Source organism: Arthrobacter sp. Sr24 (genome assembly GCF_054511175.1).
In genome coordinates this window covers 87,523-105,859 of record NZ_JBTNDB010000007.1, presented here as the reverse complement: position 1 = coordinate 105,859, position 18,337 = coordinate 87,523, and the positions used below count along the sequence as shown (strand labels likewise).

Below are 18,337 nucleotides of genomic sequence, written 5' to 3'. Positions count from 1 at the left end.
CGGGTGCTACTGGCTGCTGTGGTACTTTGAGATGTACGCAATCAACCTTTTAATTCCGTCCAGTGAGGCGGGGAAAGGGGACGCGAGAAAATGAATGATTCCTCTGCAGTCTTTGGGGATGTTCCATCAGCCTCAGCGCCTGTTACTGTGTCCCGCGTGGTTCTCAATGCCGCGGACATTGAACGGGCACTGACTCGTATCGCCTATGAAATCTTAGAAGCCAACAAAGGCTCGCAGGATCTGCTCCTCTTGGGCATCCCGCGCCGCGGCTTCCCGCTGGCTCAACGGTTAGCCGTCAAATTGGCCGCCAGCGATCCAGCGATCGATCCCACCGCCATTGTCGGTCAGCTCGATGTCACCATGTTCCGTGACGATCTAGCCCACCAACCCACCCGAGCACCCCAACGCACACAGCTGCCTGTCTCCGGTATTGATGGCAAAACCATTGTGCTCGTCGATGACGTCCTCTACTCTGGGCGCACCATCCGGGCCGCTCTGGATGCCCTGGTTGATGTGGGCCGTCCCCGCGCCGTCCGCTTGGCGGTGCTCGTGGATCGGGGTCACCGCGAACTTCCCATTCGCGCCGACCATGTAGGCAAGAACCTACCCACGTCATCGAGTGAGAAAGTCCGCGTGCACCTCGTTGAAATCGATGGCGGCATTGCTGCCAATGACGAAGTCGTGATTGAGGCCAGCGTATGAGGCACTTGCTCTCCACCGAGCAGCTGAGCTTGGAAAACACTATTCAAATCCTGGACACCGCTCAGGAAATGAGCGCCGTGGGCGAACGGGAAATCAAGAAGCTCCCGGCCCTGCGTGGCCGGACAGTGGTGAACCTCTTCTTCGAGGACTCCACCCGCACCCGTATCTCCTTCGAGGCTGCCGCCAAGCGACTTTCCGCCGATGTCATCAACTTCAGTGCCAAGGGCTCCTCGGTATCCAAGGGCGAATCCCTCAAGGACACCGCCCAGACTCTTGAAGCCATGAGCGCCGACGCCGTAGTCATCAGGCACTGGGCCTCCGGGGCTCCCACCCAACTGGCCAACTCGGGCTGGATCGACGCTGCCGTCATCAACGCCGGCGATGGCACCCACGCCCACCCCACGCAAGCATTGCTGGATGCGTTCACCATGCGCGCCCACTGGTCCAAGATTCAGGGCACCGCTTCGGTGGGAGCCGATCTGACCGGGATGCGCGTGCTGATCGTCGGAGATGTGCTGCACTCCCGCGTAGCCCGATCCAACGTCTGGCTCCTACGTACCCTGGGCGCCCACGTGACCTTGGTGGCGCCGCCCACCTTGCTGCCGGTCGGCGTCGAACATTGGCCTTGCACAGTCAGTTACGATCTGGACGCAGCACTGGAAACCGGGGTTGACGCCGTCATGATGTTACGGGTGCAGGCCGAGCGCATGAACGCCTCTTTCTTCCCCTCAACACGCGAATACGCCCGCCGCTGGGGGTTCGACGACGCCCGCCTCGCCAAACTGGATGCCCTGAACCTCAAGGACACCATCATCATGCACCCCGGGCCCATGAATCGCGGTCTGGAGATTTCCTCTGCCGCCGCCGATTCGCCCCGTTCCACCGTGCTGGCCCAGGTCCGCAACGGCGTCTCGGTGCGCATGGCCACCTTGTACTTGCTGCTCTCCGGTGAGATGCGTGAAAACCCCGCATCGCCCGCCCCAGCGCGGTCACTGACTTCACACACTCTGCCTCTTGTAAAGGACCCGTCATGACTTCTGTAAGTTATTTGATTCGTTCAGCCTCCTTGTTGGGTGAGGAACGAGCAGACATCTTGGTGCGCGACGGCGTTATTGCCGCCGTAGGGGAGGACCTCGCCGCTGATGTGGTGGGGGACGCCACCGTCATCGACGCCAGCGCGTTGGTAGCGCTGCCCGGCATGGTTGACCTGCACACCCACCTGCGTGAACCCGGCCGCGAAGACGCTGAAACCGTTGAAACCGGCACCCGCGCCGCCGCCTTGGGCGGCTTCACCGCCGTCCACGCCATGGCCAACAGCTCACCCGTGGCAGACACCGCCGGTGTGGTGGAGCAGGTTTACACTCTGGGCCGCGAGTCGGGTTGGGTAGATGTGCGCCCCGTCGGCGCCGTCACCGTGGGTCTGGCCGGCAAGCAGCTGGCCGAGCTCGGCGCTATGGCCGACTCCCGCGCCCGTGTCCGGGTCTTCTCCGACGATGGAATCTGCGTCAGTGACCCCGTCCTGATGCGCCGTGCCTTGGAATACGTCAAAGCGTTCGACGGCGTGATCGCTCAGCATGCCCAGGAACCCCGCCTCACCGAAGGCGCTCAGATGAATGAGGGCGTGGTCTCGGCAGATCTGGGCTTGGCCGGTTGGCCAGCTGTTGCCGAAGAGTCCATCATTGCCCGCGATGTCCTGCTGGCTCAGCACGTGGGCTCACGCCTGCACGTGTGCCACGTATCCACGGCCGGTTCGGTCGAAATCATCCGTTGGGCCAAAGAACGCGGCATCTCCGTCACGGCTGAGGTCACCCCGCACCACTTGCTACTGACCGAAGAACTGGTCCGCAGCTACAACCCGGTCTACAAGGTCAACCCGCCCCTGCGCGCCGACGCCGATGTGCACGCTCTGCGCGCAGCCCTCGCTGACGGCACCATTGACATTGTTGGAACCGATCATGCCCCGCACCCCAGCGAAGCCAAGGAATGCGAATGGGCTGCAGCAGCGATGGGGATGACAGGCCTGGAAACAGCCCTGTCCGTGGTGCAGGAAACCATGATTGAAACCGGCCTGATGAGTTGGGCGGACTTTGCCCGCGTCACCTCCACCACCCCGGCCCAGATTGGCCAGTTGGCCGATCAGGGACGTCCCTTGGAAGTGGGGGAGCCGGCCAACATTGTGTTGGTTGACCCCGCGGCCCGCTGGAACGTGGACCCGTACGCCATGGCTACCAAGGGCCGGAACTCACCGTTTGCTGGCCTGGTCCTGCCGGGCAAGGTGGTGGCCACCTTCTTCAACGGTCACCCCACCGTGTTGGATGGCAAGCTCAACACCCCCTTCGTTCACGGAGCCAACTAGTGGACGAACGGATCCTTCCGGGCATCCTGACGCTGCTGATCGTTGCCGTGGCCTTTTCCCTGATGTGGTGGGGCTGGCGGAACAAGCTCAAGCGTCAGGCCGACGTCGGAGAACTCCCCGAGGTGCCCGCAGAGCTAGGCGAAGCACTCATCAGCGTCCCAGGACAATATGTGGTGACCACCTCCGGTGGAGACTGGTTGGATCGGCTAGCCGTTCATGGTTTAGGTATCCGGACCACGGGCGTGGTCCGCGCCTACCCGGATGGGATCCTCGTGGAGCGCTCCGGAGCGCAGGATATTTTCATCGCCAAAGAGAACTTCACCGAGTTAGCCACACAAGCTGGGATGGCCGGAAAGTTCGTGGAAAAAGACGGGATCATCGTCATCAGCTGGATCCTCGCCGGCACCGCGGTTGACACCGGATTCCGCACCACCGAGGCCGGGGCTAAGCGCCCCCTGATGGAAACATTGCAGACGTTACTGCCCGAAGGTGCGAAAATGGCAGAGAACCAAGTGCCAGCAGCTGGCTTGTTAGCGGATGCAAAACCAGAGGCAAAGCCCGCACAAAGACCAGAGTCACCACCAGACCTAGATTCAGACGTACAGAACATCGATACACCCGCAGTCGAACGCAACGGAAAGAACAAATCAGAATGAGTGATGCAATCATGCCTGCACAGGCACTTTTAATTTTGGAAGATGGCCGCACTTTCCGTGGCAGCAGCTACGGGGCACAGGGGACAGCTCTGGGCGAGGCAGTCTTTACCACGGGTATGACCGGTTACCAGGAAACCCTCACTGACCCCTCCTACGCCCGTCAGCTGATCGTCCAAACGGCCCCCCATATCGGAAACACCGGTGTGAACAAGGCAGATAACGAGTCGACCAAGATCTGGGCTGCCGGCTATGTTGTCCGTGACGCCGCCCGGCGCCCGTCCAACTGGCGCAGTGAGGGAACACTTGATGCGGAACTCATCAGCCAAGGTGTTGTCGGCATCCAGGGTGTAGACACCCGAGCCATCACCCGGCACTTGCGTGAACGCGGCACCATGAAGGCCGGGATCTTCTCCGGTGCCGATGCTTCCGCTCCCGAAGCCGATCTGCTGGCCCAGGTTTTGGCGCAGCCGTCCATGGCAGGTCTGCGCCTGGCTGAAGAGGTCAGCGTTGACGAGGCCTACGTCGTGGAGCCTTCCGCTCACGGCTGGGAGGGTGAGCCGCTGTTCACCATCGCAGCCCTGGACCTCGGCATCAAAGCCATGACGCCTACCCGTTTCGCCGAGCGCGGCGTGCGCGTACACGTTTTGCCGGCGGCCACCACCTTCGAAGAAGCCTCCGCGCTGAACCCCGATGGTGTCTTCATCTCCAACGGCCCCGGCGACCCCGCCACCGCCGACCGTCAGGTGACATTCGTCCGCAGCTTCCTGGACGCCGGCGTGCCGTACTTTGGCATCTGCTTCGGCAACCAGATCTTGGGCCGCGCCCTGGGTTATGGCACCTACAAGCTGCGTTACGGCCACCGCGGCATCAACCAGCCCGTCATGGACCGCAGCACCGGCAAGGTGGAAATCACCAGCCAGAACCACGGCTTCGCCGTTGATGCCCCGCTGGATGGACCCACCCAGGCCCCCGAAGAGCGCTTCGGCCGTGTTGAGGTCAGTCACATCAGCCTCAACGATCAGGTTGTTGAAGGCCTCTCCTGCCTGGACATCCCCGCCTTCTCGGTTCAGTACCACCCCGAAGCCGCGGCCGGACCGCACGACGCCGCCTACCTGTTTGACAGGTTCATCACTCTTATGACCGCTAGCAAGACCGCACAGAGCCACACCACACAGAGCCAGGAAAACAAGTAATGCCAAAGAGGGAAGATCTCAAATCAGTTTTGGTCATTGGCTCCGGCCCGATCGTGATTGGCCAGGCTGCCGAGTTTGATTACTCCGGCACCCAGGCATTGCGTGTCCTGAAGGAGGAAGGCCTGCGGGTCATCCTGGTCAACTCCAACCCGGCCACCATCATGACCGATCCCGAGTTTGCTGACGCCACGTACGTTGAGCCGATCACCCCCGAGGTCATCGAGAAGATCATTGCCAAGGAGCGTCCCGACGCCATCTTGCCCACCCTGGGTGGCCAGACTGCACTGAACGCGGCCATCGCACTGGATAAGAACGGTGTGCTGGTGAAGTACAACGTTGAGCTGATTGGCGCGAATATCGCCGCCATTGAACTCGGTGAGGACCGCGAAAAGTTCAAGGGCGTCGTGGAGCGTTGTGGTGCTGAATCAGCCCGCAGCCATATCATCCACACTCTGGAAGAGGCCCATACGGCCGCTGAAGACCTGGGTTACCCCATGGTTGTGCGCCCGTCCTTCACGATGGGTGGGCTGGGCTCCGGGCTGGCTTACACGCCGTCGGACTTGGAACGGATTGTGGGCCAGGGTCTGCAGTACAGCCCCACCACCGAGGTATTGCTCGAAGAGAGCATCCTGGGCTGGAAGGAATACGAGCTGGAGATGATGCGCGACAAGAACGACAACGTCGTGGTTGTTTGCTCCATCGAAAACTTTGACCCGGTAGGCGTCCACACCGGCGACTCCATCACCGTGGCCCCGGCAATGACCCTGACGGACCGCGAATACCAGAACCTGCGTGACATCTCCATCGCGATCATCCGCGAGGTTGGCGTGGACACCGGTGGTTGCAACATCCAGTTCGCGATTGAGCCCGACACCGGCCGCGTAGTCGTCATTGAGATGAACCCGCGCGTGTCACGTTCCTCGGCGCTGGCTTCGAAGGCAACAGGCTTCGCCATCGCCAAGATCGCCACGAAGCTCTCCTTGGGCTACACCTTGGATGAGATCCCGAACGACATCACGCAGAAGACGCCGGCCTCCTTCGAACCGGCACTGGACTACGTTGTTGTCAAGGTTCCCCGCTTCGCGTTCGAGAAGTTCCCGGCAGCGGATCCCACCCTGACCACCACCATGAAGAGTGTTGGCGAGGCCATGGCCATTGGCCGTAACTTCACCGAGGCCCTGCAGAAGGCCTTGCGCTCCTTGGAGCAGAAGGGCGCCAGCCTGGATTTCTCCTCGGTCAACGCCCTGGATGTCCCAGATTTGATCGAGGCAGCCAAGCGCCCCACCACCGATCGCCTCGCCCAGGTCCAGCGTGCCCTGCTCGGCGGCGGCACCATCGAGGAGCTGTACGCAGCCACCGGCATTGATCCCTGGTACCTGGATCAGCTGGTCCTGCTCAACGAGGTCTCGGCAACCATCCGCCAGTCAACCGCCCTGACGCCGGAAATGCTGAAGCTGGCCAAGCGCCATGGCTTCTCCGATGCCCAGATCGGTGCCTTGACTAACAACTCCGAGGCAGTTGTCCGCGGCGTGCGCCAGGCACTGAGCATTCGCCCGGTGTACAAGACGGTTGATACCTGCGCGGCCGAGTTCAACGCCTACACCCCGTACCACTACTCTTCCTACGACGAAGAGGATGAGATTGTGCTGCATGAAAAGCCCTCTGTCATCATTCTCGGCTCGGGGCCGAACCGTATTGGTCAGGGTATTGAGTTCGACTACTCTTGCGTGCACGCCTCCATGGCATTGCGCAAGGCCGGCTACGAGACCGTCATGGTCAACTGCAACCCGGAAACTGTCTCCACCGACTACGACATTTCCACCCGCCTGTACTTCGAGCCGCTGACGCTTGAGGACGTCCTCGAGGTCATTGCTGCTGAAGAGCGCACTGGCGGGGTCATGGGTGTGTTTGTTCAGCTCGGCGGCCAGACTCCGCTGAAGCTGGCTCAAGAACTGGCCGACGCCGGTGTGCCCATCTTGGGTACGTCCCCGGAAGCCATCGATTTGGCCGAGCACCGCGGCATGTTCTCCCGCGTGCTGGATAACGCTGGTTTGATTGCGCCCAAGAACGGCACTGCCGTGTCCTTCAATGACGCCAAGAAGATCGCCGATGAAATTGGCTACCCCGTGCTGGTCCGCCCGTCCTACGTCTTGGGTGGCCGCGGCATGGAGATCGTCTACGACGAGGCCAACCTCTCCCGCTACATCAAGAACGCCACCGAAATCACCGAGGCCCACCCGGTCTTGATTGACCGGTTCTTAGAAGATGCCATCGAAATTGACGTTGACGCTCTCTTTGACGGCAAGGACATGTACCTTGGCGGCATCATGGAGCACATTGAAGAAGCCGGTATTCACTCCGGTGACTCGGCCTGTGTGTTGCCTCCCATCACCTTGGGCAAGGACGTGCAGGAGCGCGTCCGGACGGCAACCCGTGCCATCGCTGAAGGTGTCGGCGTCCGCGGCCTGATCAACATTCAGTTCGCGCTGGCCGCAGACATCCTCTACGTGCTTGAGGCCAACCCGCGTGCATCACGCACCGTCCCATTCGTCTCCAAGGCAACGGGCGTGCAAATGGCCAAGGCAGCCGCACTGATTGGTGTTGGCGTGTCCATCGCCCACCTGCGCAGCGTGCACCACATCCTGCCTGAAATTGGCGACGGCGGCACCCTCCCGGACAGCGCCCCCGTTGCTGTCAAGGAAGCCGTGATGCCGTTTGCGCGCTTCCGCACCGTAGAGGGTCACGTTGTTGACTCCCTGCTGGGCCCGGAAATGCGCTCTACCGGCGAGGTCATGGGTATTGACAAGCACTTTGACACTGCCTTTGCCAAGAGCCAGGCGGCCGCCAACGGCGCCTTGCCGCTCGAAGGCAAGGTCTTCGTCTCGGTGGCCAACCGCGACAAGCGCTCCATCATCATGGCCGTCAAACGCCTGGCAGATCTGGGCTACGAAATCGTTTCCACCGGAGGCACCGCGGACGTGCTGCGCCGCAACGGCATCGAGTCCACGATCGTTCGAAAAATCGGTGAGGGTGTCTCCGAAACCGGTGAAGGAACCATTGTTGACCTGATCAACAACGGCGAGATCGCCATGATCTTCAACACCCCTTCAGGTGGTGAGGCGCGCGGCGACGGTTACGAAATCCGTGCGGCAGCCGTTTCCATTGGCAAGCCCTGCATCACCACGGTGGCGGAGTTCAACGTGGCAGTCCAGGCCATGGAGGCACTGCGCACTTACGAATGGGATGTCACTAGCCTGCAGGAACACGCGAAGGTTCTGGCAGCAGGTCAGGCAGCTGCGAATGCCTAACAAGGTCACCAGCAGTGCTATAAAGCACGACGGCGGCCGGGCCCCCTTCGGTGTCCGGCTCGCTGCGGCAATGGCTGCCCGTGGTCCGCTGTGTGTGGGTATCGACCCGCACCCGGGGCTACTGGCAGCCTGGGGGCTGGAGGATTCCATCCAGGGTCTGCGCACGTTTTCGTTCACGGTGCTGGAAGCTGTTGCGCCGTTAGCGGCTGCCATCAAACCGCAGGTGGCGCTCTATGAGCGTCACGGTTCTGCCGGACTGGCCGTCCTTGAGGATCTGCTGACTGCATCCGTAGATGCCGATGTTTTAACCATCGCCGATGCCAAGCGTGGAGACATTGGCTCCACCATGGCTGGCTATGCCGACGCGTGGCTGCGCGACGGGTCAGCGCTTGCCGCCGATTCGGTGACCTTGAGCCCGTACCTGGGTTTTGAGTCATTGCGGCCAGCTTTGGACCTCGCCGCAGCCAACGGCCGGGGTGTGTTTGTTCTCGCATTGACCTCCAACCCGGAGGGCGCTTCGGTGCAGCACGTGGGCGGAAACGAATCGGTCGCCAAGCGCATCATGCAGGCGGCCGCTGCCGAAAATCAGCGGTACGCCGAACAAGCTTTGGGTTCGGTCGGGCTGGTTGTTGGTGCCACCGTGGGCAGTGCATTGCAGGACCTGGGCATTGATTTGGCGGCCTTACATGGCCCCATTCTGGCGCCAGGCCTGGGTGCGCAGGGCGCCACGGGCGCAGATATGCAGGTCACTTTCGGGGCAGCATATCCGGCCGTACTGGGTACTTCTAGCCGCGGCATCCTCGCAGCCGGACCCGATCTGGCGGCACTACGGACAGCTACCACAGAAACGTTGGCCGCACTGAAATAGCGCTGGCCGCAGTCGCGGCTGGCTACGCACAGATTGATTTGCTTCCCCGGTGCGGATAGGTTCGGAACACTAACTGTGTCCGCCATCCGCGCCGGGGACAGTCGTCATCAGGGAGCCTTTTTCGTGAACTTGCCGCACCTCTCGCATGAACAACGCGCAGACGCGCGGATCAAGGCCGTAGCGGCCCGTGCGGTGAGGTCCCAGACAAAACAGGATCTAAAATCGGGACAGGCCACTGTGGCAGGCGTGCTTGGCGCGGCTGCCTCAGAGCCGGCCCTGGAGCGACTCAGAGTCAGTGATTTATTGGAAGCCCTCCCGGGCATTGGAAAGGTACGTGCAACTGTGATCATGAGCGAGCTGGGGATTGCCCCAACCCGCAGGGTGCGAGGCTTAGGCGTACACCAACGCCGAGCCTTGATTGAATACCTAGGGAAGAAGTCATGAGCGAGGTTTCCGTACCGAAGGAAAACACGCAGCGCATCAAGCCCCGCAGCGGTGTCACCGTATTGGCTGGGCCTACCGCGGTTGGCAAGGGCACCGTCTCAACCTTCATTAGGGATAACTATCCTGATGTGTGGCTGTCTGTTTCGGCGACCACCCGCCCGGCACGCCCGAACGAAGAAGAAGGGATTCACTACTTCTTCAAGTCAGCGGAGGACTTTGACGGACTTGTCGCCGAAGGCGATCTGCTGGAATGGGCTGTTGTCCACGGCGTGAACCGCTACGGCACCTTGCGCAGCACTGTTGAGGCCGCTGTGGCCGCTGGCAAGTCAGTGCTGCTGGAAATTGATTTGCAAGGCGCACGCCAAGTTAAAGACGCCATGCCCGAGGCTGACTTCGTGTTCCTGGGCCCACCCAATTGGGACGAATTGGTCCGCCGATTGGTGGGACGCGGCACAGAAACAGCCGAGGAACAGCACCGTCGCCTAGAAACCGCTAAACTGGAACTTGCTGCTGCCCCGGAATTTGATTACGTCATTGTTAATGACGATGTCAGCCGGGCTGCAGCCGCGCTTGTTGAACTGATGGGGCTCACCCCTCACCACACTGCTTGAGCCAAGATTAGTTGCCCGGTAACCGCTAACAGACCGTTTGCGAGCCGTGCACATTTTTTGGATCTGCAGGATAACCTTTCGATTTTTTGGAGAAGTAATTGACTACACAACCCGAAGGCATCATCAATCCCTCGATCGATTCGCTGCTTGAAGCTGCCGATTCGAAGTACGGACTGGTCATCTTTGGTGCCAAGCGCGCACGCCAGATCAATGCTTACTACGCACAGCTCCACGAGGGCCTGTTCGAGTACGTTGGTCCCTTGGTTGACACCAAGCTGAACGAGAAGTCTCTCTCTATCGCTTTCCGTGAAATCGACGAGGGCCTGCTGGTTTCCACCCCCGTCGAGACCGCGTAACGAAAGTTCGATCAAACCCACTGTGTCTACATTGAACATTGTTTTGGGAGTAGGCGGCGGCATCGCCGCCTACAAGGCGGCCTTGTTGTTACGTCTCTTCACTGAGGCTGGCCACCAGGTCACGGTCATCCCCACCGACGCGTCCACCAACTTTGTGGGAGTGGCCACGTGGGAGGCACTGAGTGGCAAGCCCGTCACCAACAATGTTTTTGACGCTGTGGATCAGGTTAACCACGTACGAATCGGCCATGAGGCCGATTTGATCGTGGTGGCCCCGGCCACTGCTGATCTGCTGGCAAAGGCCGCTGGCGGGCACGCCAACGATCTATTGACCACCACGCTTCTGATGGCGCGTGGTCCGGTGCTTTTTGCCCCGGCCATGCACACCGAAATGTGGACTCATGCCTCAACGCAAGCCAACGTGGCCACGCTGCGCTCTCGCGGCGTGCACGTTCTGGACCCTGCGGTGGGTCGACTGACGGGCGTGGATTCCGGTCCTGGCCGGCTACCCGAGCCAGAAGCAATTTTTGCTGCCGCTATGGCCTTGCTTGACGGTGACAGCGACAGTGACAGTGACACCGCGGGCCTCTCCGCGGCACTGCCCAGTCCTCAGTCAGAGCACGACGCCGGGACCTCGACTCCCACTGAATCCGCACCTACCGGGTTGGACCAGGTGGGCGTTGCGGATCTAGTACTTGACCCCGATGCCCACGCCGATTCAGATGCCCAAACTGATTCCCATGCCTACTCTGATTTGGACCACCTTGATGTTGAAGGCGGCTCGCTGAGCGGGGTTCACGTTCTGATTACGGCTGGCGGAACCCGCGAACCACTGGATCCGGTGCGGTTCTTGGGCAATAAGTCCTCGGGCAAGCAAGGTGTGGCCCTGGCCGAGGCTGCTTTGGCCGCTGGTGCCACCGTTACCTTGATCCATGCGCACTTGGAAGTAGCGCCTCCTGCAGGAGCTAAACTCCAAGCGATTGAGACAGCCCTTGACTTGCGGAAGGCAACGCTGGCTGCGGCGGCTTCAGCCGACGTGGTCATCATGGCCGCAGCCGTGGCTGATTTCCGGCCGGCTAATATTTCCTCCGGCAAGATCAAGAAGCGAGACAACGTCGAGGATCCCGTCATCACCTTGGTCCGCAACCCGGACATTTTGGCAGAAATCGTGGCTCACCGAGCGGCACAGAACCAAGCGCAGCTCATTGTTGGTTTTGCAGCAGAAACAGGCGATGACGAAGCAGACGCCCGGACCTATGCTGAGGCGAAACTGCGCCGTAAGGGCTGTGACTTGCTCGTGGTCAATGAAGTCGGGCCGGGGGAAACCGGTACCGAACGGGTCTTTGGCCAAGACACCAACCACGTCGAGATTCTAGCTCTTGATGGTGCTGCACCCGTGCAAGCGGGGGGCAGCAAGCGTGAGGTGGCTGACGCCGTCGTACGTCTGATTGCACAGAGACTCAGCATTGGGCTTGGCAACACCAAAGGCACAATATAGCCACGCGCTAGCAACACAATATGTATGACAAACCGTGTCTCACAGCAATGGGTGGGGCGCTATCCAAAAGTAAAGTAGAGACGTGACTTCAGTAAACCCCCTGCGCCTATTTACCTCCGAATCCGTGACGGCAGGCCACCCCGATAAAATTTGCGACCAGATCAGCGACGCCATCCTTGACGCGCTACTGGCCGAAGACCCAGACTCCCGCGTCGCCGTCGAGACCATGGCCACCACTGGCTTGGTCCATGTGGCTGGCGAGGTGACCACCAACGCGTACGTGGAAATCCCGGCGATTGTCCGCAACACCATCTTGGACATTGGCTACGATTCCTCGGCCAACGGTTTCGACGGAGCCCGCTGCGGCGTGTCCGTCTCGATCGGCCAGCAGTCGCAGGACATTTCCGACGGCGTATTCAACGCGCTCGAGGTGCGTGAAGGCACCGCTGTGGATAAGTATGATTCCCAGGGCGCGGGAGACCAGGGCCTCATGTTCGGCTACGCCAGCAACGAGACCGCCTCGTATATGCCCACCCCCATTTACTTGGCGCATAGGCTCTCCGAGCGCCTCACAGATGTGCGTAAGTCCGGGCTGCTCGAGTACTTACGCCCGGATGGCAAGACTCAGGTAACCATCGGATACGACGGCGAAAAGCCCGTCTCGGTGGACACTGTTGTTATCTCCAGTCAGCACGCCGAGGGCACCATGCTGGATAAGCTGCGCGCCGATTTGGCTGAGTTCGTTATTGCTCCGGTCATGGAGGCCTCCGGGTTGGATGTCTCAGGACTGAAGACGTATCTGAACCCGGCTGGTCCGTTCGTTGTGGGCGGTCCTGTGGGCGACGCTGGTTTGACTGGCCGCAAGATCATCGTTGACACCTACGGCGGCATGGCACGCCATGGTGGCGGCGCCTTCTCCGGCAAGGACCCGTCAAAGGTTGACCGCTCGGCCGCTTACGCAATGCGCTGGGTGGCCAAGAACGTGGTGGCTGCAGGACTCGCTTCACGCGCTGAAATCCAGGTCGGTTACGCCATTGGTGTGGCCCGTCCAGTGGGCGTCTATGTTGAAACGTTCGGTACCGAAACTGTGGATCCGCGTCGCATTGAAGACGCTATTGCCGCCATTTTCGATCTGCGCCCCATGGCCATCATCGACAGCCTTGACCTCAAGCGCCCCATCTACGCCAAGACGGCCGCGCACGGTCACTTTGGCCGCGACGATCCCGATTTCACCTGGGAAAACCTTGACCGCGTCGATGCTTTGAAGGCTTACTTCAACGCCTAACTACTTCCGTTGTCCACAGCTAAGCACAGCCCGCCGACTACTTTGTCAGTGGCCTGTGCTTAGCTTATTTTAGGGCGAGCTAATCGCCCAAACTTTCAAGCCCGCAGCCGGGGCCCATGGGCTTATGTTCCTGGGTTGGGTTCATGGGCTGGGTCCGCCAGGCAGGCCCAGAAGGTTAGTCTCAGCCGGTTGATCCCTTCCGGCTCTGCCGCACTAATCGCAGGAGGATGCCATGGCTGATTCAACACACCATGATGGCCCGGGCGAAGGCGTGCAGCTGAGCCTGCTAAGTGGTTTTGTGGCAAAGGCACGCGTGGCCGATCCCCATAGCGGCGTGGTGTTGGCGCCGGTTCTGCCGGTGGCACAAGTGGTTATCGACTCTCCACTGCCGCACCTTGACCGAATCTTTGATTACTCCGTTCCCTTAGAGCTCGACGCCGAGGCGCAGCCGGGTGTGCGCGTACGCGTGAAGTTCTCCGGTCAAGACCTCAATGGCTTTCTGGTGGCTCGTGTGGCTGAATCCGCGAGCGAGCGCTTGGTTCCATTGAGTCGCGTGTATTCCGCTGTTCCCGTGCTGTCGCCGCAGGTACACGAGCTGGCACATCAGGTGGCGGCTCGCTACGCAGGGACGGTTTCTGATGTGTTGCGCGTTGCCGTGCCGCCGAGGGTGGCTAGCTTGGAAAAGGTCTACCTGAAAAAGGATGCCGAACGGGTTGCGGGTGGCAGGCTCGTTGGCCCCACCGCTGGCATGACTGGCATGACGGGCATGACTGGCACCGCTGGCGGTTCCAGCAGTGGGGGAGTAGTACCTCACGGTGCCGTCTCAGAGCCGCACTTAGAACCGCTCTTAGAGCCACCTGTAGCTGCCAAGCCAGGGCATTCCCTCTTCGGTGACTACGCGCATGCCGAGGACTTTCTGACTCGTCTGGCCATGGGGGATAGCCCAAAAGCTGTCTTGGGGACTCTGCATGGTTTTGGTCCCATGTCGTGGCATAGACAGTTGGCTCAGGTTGTGGCCTATTGCCAGCTGTCGGGCCGGGGAGCCATCGTGGTGGTGCCTGATCTGCGGGACCTTGAGTTGCTTGAAGCGGCTTTTAGTCAAGTGCTCCCTGACGAGAGTTTCGTTAAACTTACGGCCGACGATGGTCCCAGCCTTCGCTATGCCAATTTCCTTCGCGTTCTGTCCGGTGACGTAAAGATCGTGATTGGTACTCGTTCTGCCGCTTACGCACCCGTGGCCGATCTGGGTTTGGTCTGTTGTTGGGACGACGGCGATGAACTGCACGTCGAACGCCGCGCCCCTTACCAACACAGCCGTGATGTGCTGCTGCTTCGCTCAGCCATTGAGAACACGGCTGTCCTCATGGCGGGGCATAGCCGAAGCAGCGAATCTCAGCGCCTCGTTGCCACGGGATGGGCTCAGGATCTGGTCGCTGCTCGCCCAGAGGTCCGTAAGGCAACAGCCAGGGTTATCAGCACTTCCGACTCCTTTGAACAAGAGCGCGACCCTGCCGCGGCTATGGCTCGTCTTCCTCATAGGGCATGGGAGACCGCCAAGGCAGCTTTGAAGTTTGGACCGGTGTTGGTTCAGGTTGCCCGTACGGGATATGCGCCAGCACTTGCTTGTCAGCGATGCCGTGAAGTTGCCCGCTGCCATCACTGCAGCGGCCCGCTCATGCAAAGTCGTGCAGCAGGTTCGGCCGCCGTCACGGTCACGTGCAAGTGGTGTGGGCAGCCTGAGAACGCTTTCAGCTGCAACACCTGCGGGTTCAACCAGTTGCGGGCTATTACCGTTGGGGCCTTGCGCACAGCCGAGGAACTGGGCCGTGCGTTCCCCTCGGTGCCTGTTATTTCCTCCTCGGGAGACAACATCAAGACCATGGTGGCGGATAAACCCGCCATTGTGGTGGCCACCATAGGGGCAGAACCGGTAGCTCCTCATGGTTACGCGGCCGCTTTGTTGCTGGATGGCGATTCCATGCTTCGGAGGGAGTCATTGCGCGCTGGCGAGGAAACACTGCGCCGCTGGATGAATGCGGCTGCGCTAGTGCGTTCCGCCAAGGATGGTGGAATCGTGGTTGTCACAGCAGATGAGTCACCCGAAGTTGCCGCATTAGTGCGCTGGGATCCTGCCGGGCACGCAGAACGTGAATTTGCACTGCGCCATCAGCTCGGATTGCCGCCGGCTATGCGATTGGCCTCGCTCACGGGTCAAGAGAGCGACGTGGAGGCGTTCAAAGCTGCACTGAAGTTGCCAGATTCCGTCCGAAGCATCGGGCCGGCGCCAGTTGCAGCAGCGCATGTGAATATTTCAAATGCAAAGAGTGTCGATGGTGAGTCCGCCCCCGATTACCGGACCATACTGCTCTTTCCCTACTCCATCGCAGCCACTGTCACGGCTAGTATGCGTGCCTTGAAGGCTGCCAATGCAGCGCGCAGGGTGGGCGCCCCCGTCCAGGTGCGTTGCGACGGTTTGGACGTCCTCTAAAGCACCGCACGTTCGCTTTCACGAGTCGGCAGCGTGCAAGTAGAGTCGCACATGCCGCGTTATACCCGAGTGATCTCCGTCTGTTGTCCCAATGCACGATGGTCTCGCGGCAGGCTCAACATCCGTAATTTGGCAATCGTGCACCACCTCTCAAGCGTGGGCGACTCGACCATCCTTCACTGTTTGCATATTTGAGGTCAACTCCTGCTGGAGCGGATATATCACCATTGCAGACGGGTCAACGATCGGAAGACCAGGCTCCTCGATGCCAAGACGGGCCAGCAATTCTCGAGCCTTATCGACTTAGCGTTTCGCGTGTCATGGAGGCCAGTCTGCCCATGCACGATGGTAGGCAGCCATAGCATGTCCGCTTGCCCTTTCGGTGTCGCCAAAAGCAATCAAAACTTCGACCACCACTAGGGACGGGCACAGGATCGGCCGCGGCTTCGTCAATAGCACCAACTACACAACAAGGATTATGCGCAGAAGCGCCGCGCGAACAGCGTTGAATCATCCATGACAACTATGGAATTCACCACGAACCTCGGAGAGCCGCTTTGCCGCCACGAATCCCCGGCCTATCCAACAGGGCCCCGACGAGCCTCATCGAACAGCGAGTCAACCACTTGTGTATTGTCGTGCCCCGAGGACTGCGCGCCGACGCAGGCGTCGGGCATTCAGCTCGTGGAGCATGGCCTGTGCGAGACCGGCGTCGTCGAGCTCCTGGATGCGTTTGGGAGACTCTCCGCAGTAGACAAAGAAAGACGACCATAGCTCGCTCATTGTGCCCGTGGTGGCCGACATTGTAGGTATCTGTTCAAACTCCTGAAACGGCTCCGGCGAGATCAATCCAAGTCCTATTTTGCCTCTCTCCTGCTTTCCCTTAGAAAGAGCGGCCGTAAGACCATCTCGCTCCGTGAATCCACGGGAGCAAGTTGGCGGAGCTAGGACACGGAAACACGCCTCGCACGCCAGCCAAGACAAGGCTCCTGCCCCAACCGTCGATTGCTCTGAACTGAGATTTGAATTTTGGTCGTGGGTGAGCGCTAGACCAGTCCTCTCATAAGGTCGGCATCCAGAAGTTAGCAGCCAAAGGCTGCCTACCATCTAGACCTTCCTGCGGAGAGGATTGGTTGCACCTTCAAGGCACTTGCAGCAAGGAACTGGAAGGCAAACCACCGGTGAGTCGTGGCGAGCTAATGTTTGGTTCGCGCCTTGATCTCTTTGATCGCCTCGTTGTCACGGCCGGTCCATATCTTGACGATGGACCACGCAACGGCGGTCATGGGTACGGAGAGCACTGCGCCCACCAAGCCGGCCAAAACGGTACCTATCGTCAGTGCCAGCAGAATAACCAGTGCGTGCAAGTTCAGGGCATGTGCCATCACGACGGGCTGCAGGAAGTTACCCTCAAGCTGATTTACCAGGATCACCACGCCTAGCACGATCAGCGCGACAACCGGCCCGTTGGCCACCAACGCCACTAGCGTGGCAAGGATGCCGGCAAACGATGCGCCGACCATCGGGATGAATGAGGTAATGAAGACGATGACCGCCAGCGGTAGTGCTAGCGGTACCTGCAGGATCCAAAGGGCGATGCCGATGCCAGCGGCGTCAACAAGAGCGATGATGGCCGTGCCGCGGATGTAACCGCCCAAGGTCTCAACGGTGCGCGTGCCGCTTGCACGCCACTTGGCCTCGTGGTGGCGGGGTATCCAAGATAGAAAGAATGCCCAGATCCGGTCGCCGTCTTTGAGGAAGAAGAACAGGATGACTAACAGCAGAACCAAACCGGTAAAGAAGCTTCCGGCAGCGGACAGCCCGGTCAGGGCACCGGCACCAAATTGGCTGCTGGTGAGAAAGTCCGTCACCGCAGTCACACCGTCGTCAATCTGTTGCTGGCTAATCTGCAGCGGCAGGTCTTTCACCATGCCCTGTAACTGTTTGAAACCCTCGACGGCTTGGTCCACTAAGCCGGACCACTCGGCCCGGACGGCGAAGACTATTCCTGTCCCTACGCCACCGATGACCACCAGGGAGCCTAAAAACACGGTCCAAGCAGCGAGCATGGGGGACATAACCTTACGGGCTAACCGCACCAGCGGCCACAGAGCGCTGGAGAGAATCAATGCGATCAAAAGAGGCAGCACAGCGAGACTGACTTGGGAAAGTCCGAAGACCGCAACACTGACTAATGCCAAAACCAGCAGCAGTTGAACAGCTCGGGTCGCAGCGCGCCCCAGAGGGTTGGTCCACAGCAACGCCACACGGCTGGCAGGTGCCGCCAAGGTGTCTTGCGAAGCGGGGAGGTTGTCATTTGCCTGTGGGGCAACATTGCTCACAGGCGCAGTGGGTACGGGGCCGCGGGCGGAGCGTCGAGGTGGGGAACGAAATCTCATGGTGTCCACTCTAAGGCCTCAATTGCCCGCAGAATGTTTCCCCTTCGGGCAAGTACCGCTGGTGAGTCCCGACCGTCCTGCAAATCATGCCGCCGTCTTATTGGCGTCGTCGTAGGCATGTAGCCTTACTTATCCGATCAAGGGCCGCAACACGTCGCGGGATTGGCGTACGG

Annotated in this window: 14 protein-coding genes; 13 read left to right on the top strand and 1 reads right to left on the bottom strand. The window is 60.3% G+C overall.

Features of this window, described 5'->3' with window-relative positions:
* Window positions 1–90 precede the first annotated feature (90 nt).
* The 13 genes from pyrR to ACX80D_RS06995 all read left to right on the top strand — a co-directional run bounded on the left by pyrR (window position 91) and on the right by ACX80D_RS06995 (window position 15,765).
* Entirely contained in the window at window positions 91–702 is a 612-nt protein-coding gene (gene pyrR, locus ACX80D_RS07055; protein WP_459321935.1) for a bifunctional pyr operon transcriptional regulator/uracil phosphoribosyltransferase PyrR, read from the top strand.
* On the top strand, window positions 699–1,736 hold the full coding sequence (locus ACX80D_RS07050) for an aspartate carbamoyltransferase catalytic subunit (protein WP_459321934.1): 1,038 nt from the start codon (window positions 699–701) through the stop codon (window positions 1,734–1,736). Before pyrR ends, ACX80D_RS07050 begins: the two co-directional genes overlap by 4 nt.
* Window positions 1,733–3,058: a dihydroorotase gene (locus ACX80D_RS07045; RefSeq protein ID WP_459321933.1), complete on the top strand. Its 1,326-nt coding sequence runs from the start codon at window positions 1,733–1,735 to the stop codon at window positions 3,056–3,058. The genes ACX80D_RS07050 and ACX80D_RS07045 overlap by 4 nt, the downstream gene beginning before the upstream one ends.
* Window positions 3,058–3,714, top strand: coding sequence for a PH-like domain-containing protein (locus tag ACX80D_RS07040; protein WP_459321932.1), 657 nt, complete (start codon window positions 3,058–3,060; stop codon window positions 3,712–3,714). Before ACX80D_RS07045 ends, ACX80D_RS07040 begins: the two co-directional genes overlap by 1 nt.
* Window positions 3,711–4,907, top strand: a complete 1,197-nt coding sequence (gene carA, locus ACX80D_RS07035) for a glutamine-hydrolyzing carbamoyl-phosphate synthase small subunit (protein ID WP_459321931.1) — start codon at window positions 3,711–3,713, stop codon at window positions 4,905–4,907. The genes ACX80D_RS07040 and carA overlap by 4 nt, the downstream gene beginning before the upstream one ends.
* Complete coding sequence (carB, locus tag ACX80D_RS07030; protein WP_459321930.1) at window positions 4,907–8,215, top strand: carbamoyl-phosphate synthase large subunit; 3,309 nt, start codon at window positions 4,907–4,909, stop codon at window positions 8,213–8,215. The genes carA and carB overlap by 1 nt, the downstream gene beginning before the upstream one ends.
* Complete coding sequence (gene pyrF, locus ACX80D_RS07025) at window positions 8,208–9,083, top strand: orotidine-5'-phosphate decarboxylase (RefSeq protein ID WP_459321929.1); 876 nt, start codon at window positions 8,208–8,210, stop codon at window positions 9,081–9,083. The genes carB and pyrF overlap by 8 nt, the downstream gene beginning before the upstream one ends.
* A gap of 123 nt (window positions 9,084–9,206) precedes the next feature.
* Window positions 9,207–9,527: an integration host factor, actinobacterial type gene (mihF, locus tag ACX80D_RS07020; protein WP_459321928.1), complete on the top strand. Its 321-nt coding sequence runs from the start codon at window positions 9,207–9,209 to the stop codon at window positions 9,525–9,527.
* Window positions 9,524–10,138 (top strand): guanylate kinase, encoded by a 615-nt coding sequence (gene gmk / locus ACX80D_RS07015; protein ID WP_459321927.1) that lies wholly within the window; start codon window positions 9,524–9,526, stop codon window positions 10,136–10,138. Before mihF ends, gmk begins: the two co-directional genes overlap by 4 nt.
* Window positions 10,139–10,236: 98 nt before the next feature.
* Window positions 10,237–10,494, top strand: coding sequence for a DNA-directed RNA polymerase subunit omega (gene rpoZ / locus ACX80D_RS07010; RefSeq protein ID WP_044575390.1), 258 nt, complete (start codon window positions 10,237–10,239; stop codon window positions 10,492–10,494).
* Between the two features lie 31 nt (window positions 10,495–10,525).
* Window positions 10,526–11,992 (top strand): bifunctional phosphopantothenoylcysteine decarboxylase/phosphopantothenate synthase, encoded by a 1,467-nt coding sequence (locus ACX80D_RS07005; RefSeq protein WP_459321989.1) that lies wholly within the window; start codon window positions 10,526–10,528, stop codon window positions 11,990–11,992.
* Window positions 11,993–12,074: 82 nt separating this feature from the next.
* Window positions 12,075–13,277 carry a methionine adenosyltransferase gene (metK, locus tag ACX80D_RS07000; protein WP_459321926.1) on the top strand — a complete coding sequence of 401 codons (1,203 nt, stop codon included), beginning with the start codon at window positions 12,075–12,077 and terminating at the stop codon, window positions 13,275–13,277.
* Between the two features lie 232 nt (window positions 13,278–13,509).
* The gene (locus tag ACX80D_RS06995; RefSeq protein WP_459321925.1) at window positions 13,510–15,765 is read left to right on the top strand and encodes a primosomal protein N'; all 2,256 of its coding nucleotides are present in this window, start codon (window positions 13,510–13,512) and stop codon (window positions 15,763–15,765) included.
* A 1,196-nt stretch (window positions 15,766–16,961) separates the two neighbouring features.
* Here the strand turns inward: ACX80D_RS06995 and ACX80D_RS06990 are convergent.
* On the bottom strand, window positions 16,962–18,164 hold the full coding sequence (locus ACX80D_RS06990) for an AI-2E family transporter (RefSeq protein ID WP_459321924.1): 1,203 nt from the start codon (window positions 18,162–18,164) through the stop codon (window positions 16,962–16,964).
* Window positions 18,165–18,337 lie beyond the last annotated feature (173 nt).